Source organism: Streptomyces spongiicola, from assembly GCF_003122365.1.
GTDB classification, from domain to species: Bacteria; Actinomycetota; Actinomycetes; order Streptomycetales; family Streptomycetaceae; genus Streptomyces; species Streptomyces spongiicola.
The window spans coordinates 3620902-3635891 of the sequence record NZ_CP029254.1; the positions used below are offsets into that span (position 1 = coordinate 3620902).

The 14990-nt window shown below is 70.1% G+C and carries 14 protein-coding genes; 7 read left to right on the top strand and 7 right to left on the bottom strand.

Annotation, left to right across the window (positions count from 1 at the left end; translation table 11 throughout):
* Window positions 1-65: 65 nt before the first annotated feature.
* Window positions 66-965, top strand: coding sequence for a rhomboid family intramembrane serine protease (locus DDQ41_RS15930; RefSeq protein ID WP_109295086.1), 900 nt, complete (start codon window positions 66-68; stop codon window positions 963-965).
* 318 nt (window positions 966-1283) lie between these two features.
* Here DDQ41_RS15930 and crgA read toward each other — a convergent pair whose 3' ends face one another.
* On the bottom strand, window positions 1284-1541 hold the full coding sequence (crgA, locus tag DDQ41_RS15935; protein WP_109295087.1) for a cell division protein CrgA: 258 nt from the start codon (window positions 1539-1541) through the stop codon (window positions 1284-1286).
* Between the two features lie 142 nt (window positions 1542-1683).
* Between crgA and DDQ41_RS15940 the strand changes: the two genes are divergently transcribed.
* The 6 genes from DDQ41_RS15940 (at window position 1684) to DDQ41_RS15965 (ending at window position 6021) form a co-directional block, all read left to right on the top strand.
* On the top strand, window positions 1684-2451 hold the full coding sequence (locus tag DDQ41_RS15940; RefSeq protein WP_172607678.1) for a DUF881 domain-containing protein: 768 nt from the start codon (window positions 1684-1686) through the stop codon (window positions 2449-2451).
* 17 nt (window positions 2452-2468) lie between these two features.
* Window positions 2469-3242 (top strand): class E sortase, encoded by a 774-nt coding sequence (locus tag DDQ41_RS15945; RefSeq protein ID WP_109295089.1) that lies wholly within the window; start codon window positions 2469-2471, stop codon window positions 3240-3242.
* A gap of 56 nt (window positions 3243-3298) precedes the next feature.
* A complete protein-coding gene (locus DDQ41_RS31705) occupies window positions 3299-3460 on the top strand; it encodes a hypothetical protein (protein WP_109295090.1) in 162 nt (53 codons plus the stop codon).
* Window positions 3457-4095, top strand: coding sequence for an aminodeoxychorismate/anthranilate synthase component II (locus DDQ41_RS15955; RefSeq protein ID WP_109295091.1), 639 nt, complete (start codon window positions 3457-3459; stop codon window positions 4093-4095). The genes DDQ41_RS31705 and DDQ41_RS15955 overlap by 4 nt, the downstream gene beginning before the upstream one ends.
* Window positions 4092-5279 (top strand): class E sortase, encoded by a 1188-nt coding sequence (locus DDQ41_RS15960; RefSeq protein ID WP_109295092.1) that lies wholly within the window; start codon window positions 4092-4094, stop codon window positions 5277-5279. The genes DDQ41_RS15955 and DDQ41_RS15960 overlap by 4 nt, the downstream gene beginning before the upstream one ends.
* Window positions 5280-5340: 61 nt before the next feature.
* Complete coding sequence (locus DDQ41_RS15965; RefSeq protein ID WP_109295093.1) at window positions 5341-6021, top strand: class E sortase; 681 nt, start codon at window positions 5341-5343, stop codon at window positions 6019-6021.
* Window positions 6022-6552: 531 nt separating this feature from the next.
* On the opposite strand, the gene pknB is transcribed toward DDQ41_RS15965, so the two are convergent.
* The 6 genes from pknB to DDQ41_RS15995 form a co-directional block, all read right to left on the bottom strand.
* Window positions 6553-8538, bottom strand: a complete 1986-nt coding sequence (pknB, locus tag DDQ41_RS15970) for a Stk1 family PASTA domain-containing Ser/Thr kinase (RefSeq protein WP_109295094.1) — start codon at window positions 8536-8538, stop codon at window positions 6553-6555.
* A 181-nt stretch (window positions 8539-8719) separates the two neighbouring features.
* Window positions 8720-10183, bottom strand: a complete 1464-nt coding sequence (locus tag DDQ41_RS15975) for a peptidoglycan D,D-transpeptidase FtsI family protein (protein ID WP_109295095.1) — start codon at window positions 10181-10183, stop codon at window positions 8720-8722.
* On the bottom strand, window positions 10180-11607 hold the full coding sequence (locus DDQ41_RS15980) for an FtsW/RodA/SpoVE family cell cycle protein (protein ID WP_109295096.1): 1428 nt from the start codon (window positions 11605-11607) through the stop codon (window positions 10180-10182). Before DDQ41_RS15980 ends, DDQ41_RS15975 begins: the two co-directional genes overlap by 4 nt.
* Before the next feature lie 27 nt (window positions 11608-11634).
* Entirely contained in the window at window positions 11635-13161 is a 1527-nt protein-coding gene (locus tag DDQ41_RS15985) for a Stp1/IreP family PP2C-type Ser/Thr phosphatase (protein ID WP_109295097.1), read from the bottom strand.
* Window positions 13162-13320: 159 nt separating this feature from the next.
* The gene (locus DDQ41_RS15990) at window positions 13321-13818 is read right to left on the bottom strand and encodes an FHA domain-containing protein FhaB/FipA (protein ID WP_109295098.1); all 498 of its coding nucleotides are present in this window, start codon (window positions 13816-13818) and stop codon (window positions 13321-13323) included.
* 10 nt (window positions 13819-13828) lie between these two features.
* Window positions 13829-14689 carry an FhaA domain-containing protein gene (locus DDQ41_RS15995; protein ID WP_109295099.1) on the bottom strand — a complete coding sequence of 287 codons (861 nt, stop codon included), beginning with the start codon at window positions 14687-14689 and terminating at the stop codon, window positions 13829-13831.
* Between the last annotated feature and the right edge of the window lie 301 nt (window positions 14690-14990).

Below are 14990 nucleotides of genomic sequence, written 5' to 3' on the forward strand. Positions count from 1 at the left end.
GCTCGTCCGTAAGACGAGCGGGGCGAAGCATTGCGCGGGAGCCCGCGCGGAGACGAGGGGACCTCATGGATCAGGCGCCAGGAAGCCCGGACCGGCCCCAGGCGGCACACGGGCTGCCGGGCTGCTATCGGCACCCGGGCCGGGAGACCGGTATCAGCTGCACCCGCTGCGAGCGGCCGATCTGCCCCGAGTGCATGGTCAGCGCCTCTGTCGGGTTCCAGTGCCCGGAGTGCGTGCGCACGGGGTCGGGGACGGGGCACGCGCCGTCCGCGAGCCGTCCCCGTACGATCGCCGGGGCCGAGGTGACCGGGGGCGATCCCCGCCTCGTCACCAAGATCCTGCTGGGCGTCAACGCCGCGGTGTTCCTCGCGGTGCTCGCCGACCGGACCCTCGCGGACCAGCTGAACCTGATCGCGCTCGCCTTCGACCCCCGGCTCCGCGATGTCGTGGGAGTCGCCGACGGCGAGTGGTACCGGCTGCTGACCTCGGTGTTCCTGCACCAGCAGATCTGGCACATCGCCTTCAACATGCTGGGGCTCTGGTGGCTCGGCGGCCCGCTCGAGGCGGCACTCGGCCGGGTGCGCTATCTCGCGCTGTATCTGCTCTCCGGCCTCGCGGGAAGCACGCTGGTCTACCTCCTGGCGGAGCCGAACCAGGGCGCGCTCGGTGCCTCCGGGGCGATCTGGGGGCTGCTCGGCGCCACGGCCGTGCTGCTGCGGCGGCTCGACTACGACCTGCGTCCGGTGATCGCGCTGCTGGCGCTGAACCTGCTCTTCACCTTCACCATGCCCGGTATCTCCTGGGAGGCCCACGTCGGCGGCCTGGTCGGTGGCACGGTGATCGCGTTCGGCATGGTGCACGCCCCCCGCGAGCGGCGGACCCTGGTGCAGGCCGGGGTCTGCGCACTCGTCCTGCTGGCAGCCGTGGTGGCCATCGTCCTGAGGACCCAGTCACTGCTCACCTGAGCAGGAGCTTTCCCCAAAGTTGTCCACAGCACAGGGCGGATGGTGTGCACATCCTATGGGGAACAGCTGTGCCCCCTGTCCCTGACCTGGGCAGACCTGCGTAAACCTGGGTAGACCTGGGTTTCCTCAAGAAGGGACAGGGGGGTGTGCCGGGTGGGTGATCGTCGCTGGAACGGCCCCAGTGGTCACATCGGCGTCAACGACCGGAGAGTTATCCACAGATCTTCAGACCTTTTCCTCATCTGTGGATGACGCTGTGGATAACTTGGGGGCAGAGCTTGACAGCGACCGTTCCGCCGGTTCCGCCGCCGGCCGCCCCTACTTCCACTGGGTGGAGACGGCGAAGCCGCCGGCGATGAAACCGAAGCCGACCACGATGTTCCAGTTCCCGAGCGACTTCACGGGAAGCGATCCGTCGGTGACATAGAAGACGACGATCCACGCCAGACCGATCAGGAACAGCGCCAGCATCACGGGGGCCACCCAGCTGCGGTTGGTCAGCTTGATACTGGTCGCCTGCTTCGAGGACGGCGGAGGCGTGAAGTCGGCCTTCTTGCGGATACGTGACTTCGGCACGAGGGACTCTCCTGTCGATGCGCTGCGTGACCGCGCAGGGAAACTGTGGCTGGCGCCGACGGGAGGGATGAGGGGGGACCTGTTCCTCCCCCGGGCGTCCGTTAGCGTAGTCCTTCCGCGGCGCCTGAAGGGTAAGGGTACGTTGAGCAATTCCGCCGACTCCCCCGGTGGGCCGGTCCGTCGCCCGTGGTGGCGACCGGTCCGCCTGCTGACCGCTGCCGTGTTCGCGCTCGCCGGAATGATCTTCGTCACCAGTTTCAACACGGCCAAGGGCACCAACCTCCGGACCGACGACTCCCTGCTGAAGCTCTCCGACCTGATCGAGCAGCGCAGCCAGGGGAACGCCGAACTCGACCGGTCCACGTCGGCGCTCCGCAAGGACGTCGACGCACTCGCCAGGCGCGACGACGGCTCCACCGAGGCCGAGGACGAGAAGCTCAGGGCCCTGGAGGTGGCCGCGGGGACCGAGAAGCTCAGCGGCCGGGCGGTCTCCGTCACCCTCAATGATGCCCCTCCGAACGCCCAGGCGTCACCCGGCTTCCCGGAACCCCAGGCCAACGACCTCGTCATCCACCAGCAGGACCTGCAGGCCGTGGTCAACGCCCTCTGGCAGGGCGGCGCCCGGGGCATCCAGGTCATGGACCAGCGGCTGATCTCCACCAGCGCCGTGCGCTGCGTGGGCAACACGCTGATTCTGCAGGGCCGGGTCTACTCGCCGCCGTACAGGGTCACGGCCGTCGGTGACCCGGACCGGCTCCGGGAGGCGCTGACCGCCTCCCCCGCGATCCAGAACTACCAGCTCTATGTGAAGGCGTACGGACTGGGCTGGAAAGTCGACGAGCGGGAGGCGGTGACTCTCCCCGGCTATTCGGGCACAGTGGATCTCCACTACGCCAAGCCCGTGCAGTAGCCCCGGGAGGCCGGCCCGTGTCGGTGCGACTGATCGTCCGGACGTTCAGTGAGATCTGCATCACCATCGGCGCGGTGATCATCCTTTTCGCGGCGTATCTACTCTTCTGGACCGGAGTGACGGCCAAGGGCGCCACGGACGGCGAGATCGTCCGCCTCCGGGAGGAGTGGGCCCGGCTGCCGGTGACGGCCTCTGCGGGACCGGAGGCCACCCCGCCGGTACCGGAGGCGACCGGGCCCGGAGTCCCGCCCCCGCCCTCTGCCCCGGACCCCGCGCCGCCCCCTGCGCCGGACCCCCCGCCGCGGGCGGCGAAGCCGTACGAGAGCGGCAGACCCTTCGCGATCATGTACATCCCGCGCTTCGGCGCGGACTGGGCCTGGCCGGTGCTGGAGGGCACCGACGACGGCACGCTGCGGAAGGGGCTGGGGCACTACGCGGGCAGCGCCCGGCTCGGCGCGACGGGGAACTTCTCGGTGGCCGGCCACCGACGCACCCACGGGGATCCGTTCAGGGACTTCCCGCGGCTGCGCCCCGGGGACGCGGTCGTCCTCAGCGACGGGTCGACATGGTTCACCTACCGGATACGGAACAAGCCGTACCGGACCGTGCCCGGAGACGTGGGCGTCGTCGACGCGGTGCCGGTGAAGTCCGGGTTCGACGGACCGGGCCGCTATCTCACCCTCACCACCTGCGATCCCGAGTGGGGCAGCAGCCACCGGCTGGTCGTGTGGGCGCACCTCGACGCCGCACAGCCGGTGACCCGCGGCGGGCCGGAAGCTTTGCACAGCTGACCCACAGGCCCCGCGCGCCCTCTAATCTGGTCCCGTACCGAAAGGAAAGGGACGGCATGTACGGCTGGATCTGGCGGCATCTGCCGGGCAACGCATGGGTGCGGGCGCTCATCTCGCTCGTGCTGGCCCTCGCGGCCGTGTACGGGCTGTTCCAGTTCGTGTTCCCCTGGGCGGAGCCCCTGCTTCCGTTCAACGACGTGACGGTGGACGGCCAGTGAGCGCGCGGATTCTCGTCGTCGACAACTACGACAGCTTTGTCTTCAACCTCGTCCAGTACCTCTACCAGTTGGGCGCGGAGTGCGAGGTCGTGCGCAACGACCGGGTGTCCACGGCCCATGCCCGGGACGGCTTCGACGGTGTGCTGCTGTCCCCCGGGCCGGGCGCGCCCGAACAGGCCGGGGTGTGCATCGAGATGGTCCGCCACTGCGCGGCCACCGGCGTGCCCGTCTTCGGAGTCTGCCTCGGCATGCAGGCGATGGCCGTGGCCTACGGCGGGGTGGTCGACCGGGCTCCCGAACTGCTCCACGGCAAGACCTCGCCGGTGCGGCACGAGGGCAAGGGCGTGTTCGCCGGGTTGCCGTCCCCCTTCACCGCCACCCGCTACCACTCGCTGGCCGCGGAACCGGCGACCGTCCCGGACGAGCTGGAGGTCACGGCCCGTACCCAGGACGGCATCATCATGGGTCTGCGCCATCGGCGGAAGCGGGTGGAGGGCGTGCAGTTCCACCCCGAGTCGGTGCTCACGGAGCACGGCCATCTGATGCTGGCCAACTGGCTGGCGGAATGCGGGGACACGGGCGCGGTGGGCCGAGCCGCGGGGCTCGCGCCGGTGGTGGGCAAGGCCCTGGCGTGAGCGGCGAGGGGGGACCGCCGTGGTACCGCGCTCCGGAGGTTCCCGGACAGCGCGGCCCGCAGCAGTCCGCGCCTCAGGAGTGGCCCGACCGCGGCCACCACCCCGGGGCGGCCTACCAGGAGGACTGGTACGGGCAGCAGGCGTACCCCGAGGCCGCGGAGCGGTCCCGGGACCAGGTCCGGTACCGGACCGAGACCGCGGCGGACTCCGGCTACCCGCCCCGGCCGGACCGGGGAGCGCACCATCCCACCGCGGTCGTGGCCTCGCCCTTCCCCCCCTCCGGGGAGTACCTCCCGTCCGGTGACACCGGCGCGGGGCCGCAGGCGCCGGGCACCGGCCCGTCGGAGCCCGGGCAGCCGACCGGCGGCCGCGCGGAGCGCCGCAGGGCGGCGAAGGCACAGGGACGGGGCCGCAGGCGCCGGGCACCGACCGTGCCGCCGCCGGCACCGAAACCCTCCCAGACGGGCGCCCCGCTCTCCCGCGTCGAGGCGCGCAGAGCCGCCCGGGCGGCCAAGGACAGCCCGGCCGTGATCGCCAGCCGCGCCTTCGGCGAGTTGTTCATCACCATCGGCGTGCTGATGCTGCTCTTCGTCACCTACCAGCTGTGGTGGACCAACATCCTGGCCGGCCAGCAGGCGAACGCCGCCGCGAACAAGATCCAGGACGAGTGGGCGAAGGGCCGCGCGCCCGGCGAGTTCGAGCCGGGCCAGGGGTTCGCCATCATGCACATCCCCAAGCTCGACGTCGTGGTACCGATCGCCGAGGGCATCGACAAGCAGCAGGTGCTGGACCGGGGGATGGTCGGCCACTACGCCGAGGGCGGGCTCAAGACGGCGATGCCCGAGGACCGGCAGGGCAACTTCGCGGTCGCCGGGCACCGCAACACCCACGGCGAACCGTTCCGGTACATCAACCAGCTCACGCAGGGCGACCCGATCGTCGTCGAGACCCAGGACATGTACTACACGTACGAGATGCGGAACATCCTGCCGCAGACCCCGCCCTCGAACATCGGGGTGATCGCCCCCGTGCCGGCCGGCTCCGGCTTCACCGGGCCCGGCCGGTACATCACGCTGACCACGTGCACGCCCGAGTTCACGAGTACGTACCGCATGATCGTGTGGGGCAAGATGGTCGAGGAACGTCCGCGCGGCAAGGGCAAGCCGGACGCTCTCGTCGGCTGACGGACGGGCGCGGCCCGGACGACGGAAATCCACGGACCGGACAGGGACAGGGACAGGTGCAGTGGCACGTGCACGCAGCCGGATCGCCGGCGTCATCAGTGTCTTCGGCGAGCTGCTGATCACCGCGGGGTTGGTGCTGGGCCTCTTCGTCGCCTACTCGCTGTGGTGGACGAACGTCCTCGCCGACCGCGAGGCCGCGGAGCAGGGCGAGCGGGTCCGCGACCGCTGGGCCGGCGGGCCCGGCGCGCTGGACACCGGTGACGGCATCGGCTTCCTGCACGTGCCCGCCATGGGCAACGGGGAGATCCTGGTCAGGAAGGGCACCGACCCCGGGACCCTCAACAACGGGGTGGCGGGCTACTACCTCGACCCGATCAAGTCGGCGCTGCCGTCCGACAAGCGGGGCAACTTCACACTCGCCGCTCACCGGGACGGCCACGGCGCCAAGTTCCACAACATCCACAAGATCAAGGCGGGTGACTCGATCGTCTTCGAGACCGTCGACTCCTGGTACGTCTACAAGGTCTTCAACGACCTCAAGGAGACGTCCAAGTACAACGTGGACGTGCTCCAGCCCGTCCCGAAGGAGTCGGGCAGGACGAAACCCGGCCGCTACATCACGCTGACGACCTGTACGCCCGTCTACACCTCGGAATACCGCTACATCGTGTGGGGCGAACTCGAGCGCATCGAGAAGGTCGACCGGGAGCGCACGCCCCCCGCGGAACTGCGGCAGTCGTGAAAGAGGCCACTGCGGGAACGGCCCGCTGAACCCGAGCACCGCCGCCCCGGTGCACTCCGGCCCTTCCGACACCCCGGCCCTTCCGGCACTCCGGTCCTCCCGGCACCCCGGCCCTTCCGACACCCGAGGCACGTGGGCGTTGCGAGGACCACCGGAACCCCAGGCCCCGTCGTCAGGTGCCCGGGGCCTGAACGGTGCGCGGAGACCCACCCCGCGGCGCGCGGGCCCCGCGACCGCGCGGCCGCAGGCCCTCAGGGCGGGTGGTGAAGTCCCTCCCGGCCCGCCGCGCCTGACACACGCTCCCCGGTCGCCCTCGGGGCACGGGAGGTGTCCCGCGCCGCGTCGCCGGAGCCATCCCGGCGCATCCGTACATCCGGCGCGTCCGGTGCGTCCGACGCATCCGGTACATGCGGTGCATCCGGTACGAGGACGATCCTCCGCCTTGCGACCGCACGCGCCTCACGCACCGCACGCCGCGGGCCCCGCCCCGCCCCGCCGCGCGGGCGGACGGAGCCGCCTTCGCGACACGCCCTAGTCGCCCCGGCCGCCGAAGAAGCCGCCTCCGCCGTTGTCGCCGTCGTCACCGCGGAGGGCGAGCAGGACCACCTGTGTCTGGGCCGGGTCTGTCTGGCTTCCGGGCTGCGGGCTCTGCTGGATCACCCGGGCCTTGTCGTTCTGGTCGCCCTGCACCTGGATGTTGGTGTAACCGGCCTGCTGCAGGATGGCCTTGGCCTCGCCCACGGTGCGGTTGCGCACCTCGGGCATCTGCACCTGAGGCGTCTGCGGGCCCTTGGAGACCTTCAGGGTGATCGTGACGCCCTTGGCCTCCCGGGACCCGGCGGTCGGGTCCTGTGCGATGATCTGGCCCGCCGGCTCGGCGCCGTCGACATCCTGGCGTACCACCGTGTAGCCGAGGGTCGTCAGCTGCTGGTTGGCCTGGTCGAACTGCTGACCCACCACATCCGGTACGGGCTTGGTGGCCTGTCTGGCGATCTTCAGGGTGACGGTCTCGCCCTTCTCCACCCGGGTGCCGCCTGCGGGGTCCTGCTCGACGACCGTGCCGGCCTCCTGCTCGGACTCGACCGACTCGGTCTCGACGTCGAAGCCCTCGTCCTTGAGTTCCTTGACGGCGTCGTCCTCGGAGTCCTTCGTGACATTGGGCACCTTGACCAGCGGCGCCCCCTCGGAAAGGACCACCTGGATGGTGTCGCCCTCGTCCATCACGCCGCTGTCCGGCGTCTGGCTGCACACGCTGCCCTTGGGCTGGTCGCAGCGAGCCGTGCCGGACTGGACCACCTCGACCTTCGCGTTCGCGCCGAGCTGCTCGGCCTCCTCGAAGGTCTTGCCGACCAGCCGCGGCACGTCGACCCTGACGTCGCCGTCGTTCGGGCCGAAGACCGCCTTGCCGATCAGGATCGCGCCCAGGAGCACCAGGATGCCCGCGACGACGAGCAGGATGGTGGAGGTGTTCGACTTCTTCTGGCGCCGGCGGTCCGGGCGGTCGTCGTACCCCCCGAACCCGCCGTCGTTCGGGTTCATGGGCGGCAGCATCGACGTCTGGCCGGCCGGGTCCGACTGGCGCAGCGCGGTCGCCGACTGCTCGCCGCCGCGCCCCTGCTGGGAACCGTACGCGCCGCCGTAGCCGACGGCTCCCATCGCCGCGGTCGCCGCGACCGGCTGGCCGTCGAGGCACGCCTCGATGTCCGCCCGCATCTCGTCCGCGGACTGGTAGCGGTAGTCGGGGTCCTTGACCAGTGCCTTCAGGACGATCGCGTCCATCTCGGGCGTGATCTCGGGGTCGAAGACGCTCGGCGCCTGCGGCTCCTCCCGGACGTGCTGGTAGGCGACCGCCACGGGGGAGTCCCCGACGAACGGCGGCCGGACCGTCAGCAGTTCGTAGAGCAGACAACCGGTGGAGTACAGGTCGGACCGGGCGTCGACCTGCTCGCCCTTGGCCTGCTCCGGCGAGAGGTACTGGGCGGTGCCGATCACGGCCGCGGTCTGGGTCATGGTCATGCCCGCGTCGCCCATGGCGCGCGCGATGCCGAAGTCCATGACCTTGACCTGGCCGGTGCGCGTCAGCATGACGTTCGCCGGCTTGATGTCGCGGTGCACGATGCCGTTGCGGTGCGAGTACTCGAGGGCCTGGAGGATGCCGATGGTCATCTCGAGCGTGCGCTCCGGCAGCAGCTTCCGTCCGGAGTGCAGCAGCTCTCTGAGCGTCGAGCCGTCCACGTACTCCATCACGATGTACGGGATGGAGACGCCGTCCACGTAGTCCTCGCCGGTGTCGTACACGGCGACGATCGCGGGATGGTTCAGCGAGGCGGCGGACTGGGCCTCACGGCGGAACCGGGCCTGGAAGGACGGGTCACGGGCGAGGTCGACCCGCAGCGTCTTCACGGCAACGGTGCGACCGAGCCTGGTGTCGTGGGCGAGGTGGACCTCGGCCATGCCACCACGGCCGAGCACCGAGCCCAGCTCGTACCGGCCGCCGAGGCGACGCGGCTCTTCCATAACTGTTCCAGCCCTCTCCGTCAGTCCCGACCGCACCTGTGTGTGTGCTCCGGCGGTGTGCTGTTCGGGCATACGCTACCGGCCACGGGGCTTCTCATCCGCCCATGGCCGGGACCTGATACGCGACCGGTATCGCATTGTGGGGGTATGAGGCGGGAAGAGGCCTGGCCGGTGACATCCGTCACTCCTTGCCCTCGAGCACCGCCTTCATCACGTCACGGGCGATCGGAGCGGCCAGTCCGCCACCGCTGATGTCGTCGCGCGCGACACCGCTGGAGTCCTCGACGACCACGGCGACCGCGACCGGCGAGCCGTTGTCGGCCTTGGCGTACGAGATGAACCAGGCGTACGGGCGCTTGCTGTTGCCGACACCGTGCTGGGCGGTGCCGGTCTTGCCGCCGACGGTGACGCCGTCGATCTGGGCCTTGGTACCGGTGCCCTGCTCCACGACGTTCTCCATCATCTGCTGGAGGAGCTGCGCGTTCTCCTGCGACACCGGCCGGCTCATCTCCTCCGGCTCGAACGTCTGGACGACGTCCAGGTCCGGCGCCCGCAGCTGGTCGACCATGTACGGCTTCATCAGCTTGCCGTCGTTGGCGATCGCCGCGGTCACCATGGCCATCTGAAGCGGTGTGGTGGCCGTGTCGAACTGGCCGATCGAGGACAGGGCGTTGCCGCCGCGGTCCATGGTCTTGTTGTAGACGGACGCGGACGCGCGGACCGGAGTGTCGATCTCGGCGTCGTTGAAGCCGAACTTCTCGGCCGTCTCCACCATCTTGTCCCGGGACACCTTGTCACCCAGGTTGGCGAAGACGGAGTTGCAGGACACCTCCATGGCCGCGTTGAGACTCGCCTTCTCACAGTCGCCGTGCGAGTTCTTCATCGGCGTCCGCGAGAGCGGGATGATGTACGGCTCGGGAGTGTCGGTCGGCGCGTCGATGTCCTCGACCACGCCGTTCTCCAGCGCCGCCGCCGCGGTGACCACCTTGAACGTGGAGCCGGGCGGGTAGGTCTCGCGCAGCGCGCGGTTCACCATCGGCTTGTCTTTGTCGTTGAGCAGCTTCTGGCGGTTCTCCGAGTCCTCGAGGGAGTTGCCCGCGAAGACCGACGGGTCGTACGACGGCGTCGAGGCCAGTGCCAGGATCCTCCCGGTCTGCGGGTCGATCGCCGCGACGGCGCCCTTCTTGTCGCCGAGACCCTTGAACGCGGCCTCCTGGGCCTTGCCGTTCAGGGTGGTGACGACATCGCCGCCCTTCTTCTTCTCGCCCGTGAACATCGCCATCGTGCTGTCGAAGAACAGCCGGTCGTCGTTGCCGGTCAGTATCCCGTCCTCGAGCTTCTCGATCTGGTTGGCGTCGAAGGCCTGCGAGGCGAAACCGGTGACCGGAGCCCACATGGGGCCGTTGGTGTAGGTGCGCTTGTACTTGAAGTCGCTGCCCTTGGTCTCGACCGAACCGGTGACGGGCTTGCCGTCGACGATGATGTTGCCGCGCTGGTGGGCGTAGCGCTCGATCTGCACCCGGCGGTTGAGCTCGTGCGTGTTGAGCTCGTCCGCGCGGACGTACTGCAGCCAGTTGTCCCGGATGAGCAGGGCGAGGACCAGGATGCCGCAGAAGATCGCGATGCGGCGCAGAGGCTTGTTCACGGTCGGACCACCTGGGTCATCTCGGCATCGGGGGACGGGGCGGGAGCCGGCGCCGGGCGGCGCGCGGTGTCGCTGATACGGATGAGGATGCCGATCAGGGCCCAGTTGGCGATCACGGAGGAGCCGCCGGCCGCGAGGAACGGCATGGTCATACCGGTCAGCGGGATGAGCCCCATCACACCGCCGGCCACGACGAACACCTGGAGCGCGAAGGCGCCGGACAGGCCCACCGCGAACAGCTTGCCGAACGGGTCGCGCGCGGCCAGGGCGGTGCGGATGCCGCGCTCGATGATCAGGCCGTACAGCAGCAGGAAGGCCATGACGCCGGTCAGCCCGAGCTCCTCGCCGACGGTGGCGAAGATGAAGTCCGAGTTGGCGGCGAAGCTGATCAGGTCGGAGTTGCCCTGGCCGAGACCGGTGCCGAGGGTGCCGCCGGCGCCGAACGACATCAGGACCTGGGTCATCTGATCGCAGGCGTTGATCATGTTGGAGCCCTCGGGCGCCGTCTCCAGGCACCCGAAGGGGTCGAGCCAGGCGGCGACGCGGGACTGCACATGACTCGCGAACTGGGCGACGACCACGGCACCGCCCGCCGACATCAGCAGGCCCATGACGATCCAGCTGGTCCGCTCCGTGGCCACGTACAGCATGACCACGAACATGCCGAAGAACAGCAGCGAGGTGCCGAGGTCGTTCTCGAAGACCAGGATCAGCAGGCTCATCGCCCAGATCGTGAGGATCGGGCCGAGGTCGCGGCCGCGTGGCAGGTACAGGCCCATGAACCGCCGGCTCGCCAGCGCGAGGGCGTCTCTCTTCACCATCAGATAGCCGGAGAAGAAGACGGCGATCACGATCTTCGCGAACTCACCGGGCTGGATGGAGAACCCGCCCACCCGGATCCAGATCTTCGCGCCGAAGACGTCGGCCCCGAGACCCGGCACGAGCGGCAGGAGCAGCAGGACCAGCGCCGCCGCCATCGAGATGTAGGTGAAGCGCTGGAGGACCCGGTGGTCCTTCAGGATCATCAGGACGCCGACGAACAGGGCGATGCCGAGCGCCGAGTACATGAGCTGGTTCGTCGCCTGCGGGGCGAAGTCGGGGCGCGCGTTCAGCCGGGGCGACTGGTCCAGCCGCCAGATCAGCACCAGCCCCAGCCCGTTGAGCAGCGTCGCCAGCGGCAGCAGCAGCGGGTCCGCGTACCGGGCGAACTTGCGCACCACGATATGGGCGACGGACGCCATCAGCCCGAGGCCGAGCCCGTAGCCGAGCATCCCGGAAGGCACCTCGCCGTCGAGGGCGAGGCCGACGTTGAGGTACGCGAACACCGGGATCGCGACGGCGAAGGCGAGCAGCACAAGCTCGGTGTTGCGGCGGCTCGGGGCGTCGATCGCGCCGATGGTGGTGGTGTTGGTGACAACGCTCATGGTGGAGAAAGGCCCCCCTACGGGTGCTTACTGCTTGCCGCAGTTCGAGGCCAGCTTCTGCTCCTCCTCCGAGAGGGTGGGGCCCGGAGAGGGAGACGCTGCGGTCGGTTGTGTCTGGGCGGACTGGGCGGACTGGGCAGACTGGGCGGACCGGCTCGAGGGGGTGACACCGGTCGTCCCACCGGCCTGGCCCTCGACCGGCGGTGTGCTCGCGGCACGGCCCGCGGCCGCTCGGCGCTCCTCGTCCTTCTTGCACACGGCGGCCTGCGCGCCGAGCTTCTCGATCTTGTCGCGGGCGTCGCCGAGGCTGCCCTCGGTGATGGTCTCCTCGACCTGCTTCTGCTGGTAGGGCGGCAGGTACTTGAGTTCGATCTCGGGGTGGTCCTTCTCCACCTTCGAGAGCGAGACCCAGGCCAGGTCCTGGCTGATGCCCCGGTACAGCGCGACATGGTCGTCGTTCGCGCCGACGTAGTACTGGGTCTGTGTCCAGCGGTAGCCGCCGTAGAGACCGGCGCCGACGACCCCCAGCGCGAGAGTGATGACGAAGGATCTCTTCAGCCACTTCCGGCCGCGGCGCGGCTTGACGAAGTCCTCGTCCGCGTAGGCGCCGTAGCCGCCCTCCGGCGGCATCCCGTCGTAGCCGACGCCGTCACCGCTTCCGGGGGGACCGAAGCCGCCCGCCGAGGACGGCGGGGCGGACCGCCCGAGGCCGGACGCGCGGCCGGCGGGGGTCTGCATCGCCCCGCCGTCGCCCAGCTGCGCCTGGTTCTCGGCGACCGCGCCGACGACCACCGGCGTGTCGCTGAGCGCGCCGGCGAGGGTGTCGCCGGAGTCCGTGTCCAGCACGTCCGCGACGATGCACGTGATGTTGTCGGGGCCGCCGCCGCGCAGCGCGAGCTGGATCAGCTCCTGCACGGTCTCCTGCGGCCCCTGGTAGCTGGCGAGGGCGTCCTCCAGCGTCTGATGGGACACCACCCCGGACAGCCCGTCGGAGCAGATCAGATAGCGGTCGCCGGCCCGGACCTCGCGGATGGAGAGATCGGGCTCCACATGGTCGCCGCTGCCGAGAGCCCGCATCAGCAGGGCCCGCTGCGGATGGGTGGTGGCCTCCTCCTCGGTGATCCGGCCCTCGTCGACCAGCCGCTGCACCCAGGTGTGGTCCTGGGTGATCTGGGTCAGCGCCCCGTCGCGGAGCAGATACGCACGGGAGTCGCCGACATGTACGAGACCGAGCCGCTGACCGGTCCACAGCAGCGCGGTCAGCGTGGTGCCCATGCCCTCGAGCTGGGGGTCCTCCTCGACCATCACGCGCAGCTGCTCGTTCGCCCGCTGCACCGCGGTACCGAGCGAGGTGAGGATGTCCGAGCCGGGGATGTCGTCGTCGAGCTGGACGAGGGTGGAGATGACCTCCGAGGAGGCGACCTCGCCGGCCGCCTGGCCGCCCATACCGTCGGCGATCGCGAGGAGACGCGGGCCGGCGTAGCCGGAGTCCTCGTTCCCCTCCCGGATCATGCCCTTGTGCGATCCGGCGGCGAAGCGCAGTGACAGACTCATGCCCACCTGCCCTGTCGACGCTGCTTCGGGGTACAGCCGGTCTCGAGCCACACTGCCCACCCTCCGGTCGGGAGCCTGCCCCGGTCCCTCGCCGGGACCACTGCGGGGTCCTCCGTGCGGACCGCCGCGGCTCGCTCGCTCCGCTCGCTCATTGTCGTACTACTTCCGCAGCTCGATGACGGTCTTGCCGATACGGATCGGCGCGCCCGGCGGAATCGGTGTCGGAGTGGTGAGGCGGGTCCGGTCGAGATAGGTGCCGTTGGTGGAACCGAGGTCCTCGACGATCCACTGGCCGTCACGGTCCGGGTAGATCCTGGCATGCCGGCTGGAGGCGTAGTCGTCGTCCAGCACGATGGTGGAGTCGTGCGCCCGGCCCAGCGTGATCGTCTGGCCCTGCAGCGCGACCGTGGTGCCGGTGAGGGAGCCCTCGGTCACGACCAGCTTCGTGGGCGCCCCCCTGCGCTGGCGCTGCTGCGGAGGCGCGGCGGGTTGGCGGGCGGCCTGCTGCGGCCGCGGGTCGGCGCTGCGCCGGGACCCGCGCTGCGTGACGCGGGTCCCGAACAGATCGCTGCGGATGACCTGGACGGCCACGATGACGAACAGCCACAGAACGGCCAGGAAACCCAGCCGCATGACCGTCAGGGTCAGCTCTGACATTGCCCCCGCTTCACCCTTCGGCTTGCCGGTAAACGATGGTGGTGCTGCCCACGACGATCCGCGAGCCGTCGCGGAGCGTAGCGCGGGTGGTGTGCTGCCCGTCCACCACGATGCCGTTGGTGGACCCGAGATCCTGGATCGTCGAGGGCGTTCCGGTCCGGATCTCGCAGTGCCGGCGGGAGACGCCGGGGTCGTCGATCCGCACGTCGGCGTCGGTGCTGCGGCCCAGCACCATCGTCGGGCGGGAGATCTGGTGGCGGGTGCCGTTGATCTCGATCCAGCGGCGCACCTGGGTGCCCGGCACCGGGCCGGACGCCGTCGGACGCCCGCCGGGGGCCGCTCCCTGGCCGGGCCTGCCACCGCCGGGCGGCGGGGCGGACGGCATGGGAGGCGCACCGGCAGGAGGGTAGCCGTAGCCGCCGCGCTGGGGCCCCTGCGGGGTGCCCGTGTGACCCGCTCCCGGGCCCGCGGGCGCCGGGCCGGGCGACTGTGACGTACTCGACGCCAGGGTGCGGCTGCGCACCCGGTAGAGACCGGTGTCGAGGTCGTCGGCCTTCTCCAGATGGACCTTGATCGGGCCCATGAAGGTGTAGCGCTGCTGCTTGGCGTAGTCCCGGACCAGGCCCGAGAGCTCGTCGCCGAGCTGGCCGGAGTAGGGGCTGAGACGCTCGTAGTCGGGTGTGCTCAGTTCCACGATGAAGTCGTTGGGGACGACCGTGCGGTCCCGGTTCCAGATGGTCGCGTTGTTGTCGCACTCGCGCTGGAGGGCGCCCGCGATCTCGACCGGCTGGACCTCGGACTTGAAAACCTTGGCGAAGGTGCCGTTGACCAGGCCTTCGAGCCTCTGCTCGAAACGCTTCAGAACTCCCATGTGGCACCTCCTCCGTCGGTGTCGCCCTGGTACTGCTTACTGATCGTATCCACGCGTCGGGAAATCGGCTGGTTCCCCTTGTCTGCCCCGTCGATGAGTGTCACCTCTCACACGGATCGTAGAGGCGGCCTGCTGCCAGTGTCCCGCACCCGGGGTGCGCCCCGGGGGAGCGGGGGGAGGTGCACCGCGCACCCGGGCGGAGTGCCGGCGGCCGCGCCGAGTCCTGCGGGCCGTCCCTCTGAGGTCGTCCGTGTCCGGTTGTCCCTCTCCGGCTTGTCGGTGGCCGGTTGTCTTGTCGGTG

Bases quoted from the DNA above. Each gene is read 5' to 3' on its own strand.
- DDQ41_RS15930 (WP_109295086.1), top strand. From the start codon at position 66: ATGGATCAGGCGCCAGGAAGCCCGGACCGGCCCCAGGCGGCACACGGG.
- DDQ41_RS31705 (WP_109295090.1), top strand. From the start codon at position 3,299: ATGTACGGCTGGATCTGGCGGCATCTGCCGGGCAACGCATGGGTGCGG.
- pknB (WP_109295094.1), bottom strand. From the start codon at position 8,538: ATGGAAGAGCCGCGTCGCCTCGGCGGCCGGTACGAGCTGGGCTCGGTG.
- DDQ41_RS15980 (WP_109295096.1), bottom strand. From the start codon at position 11,607: ATGAGCGTTGTCACCAACACCACCACCATCGGCGCGATCGACGCCCCG.
- DDQ41_RS15985 (WP_109295097.1), bottom strand. From the start codon at position 13,161: ATGAGTCTGTCACTGCGCTTCGCCGCCGGATCGCACAAGGGCATGATC.
- DDQ41_RS15990 (WP_109295098.1), bottom strand. From the start codon at position 13,818: ATGTCAGAGCTGACCCTGACGGTCATGCGGCTGGGTTTCCTGGCCGTT.
- DDQ41_RS15995 (WP_109295099.1), bottom strand. From the start codon at position 14,689: ATGGGAGTTCTGAAGCGTTTCGAGCAGAGGCTCGAAGGCCTGGTCAAC.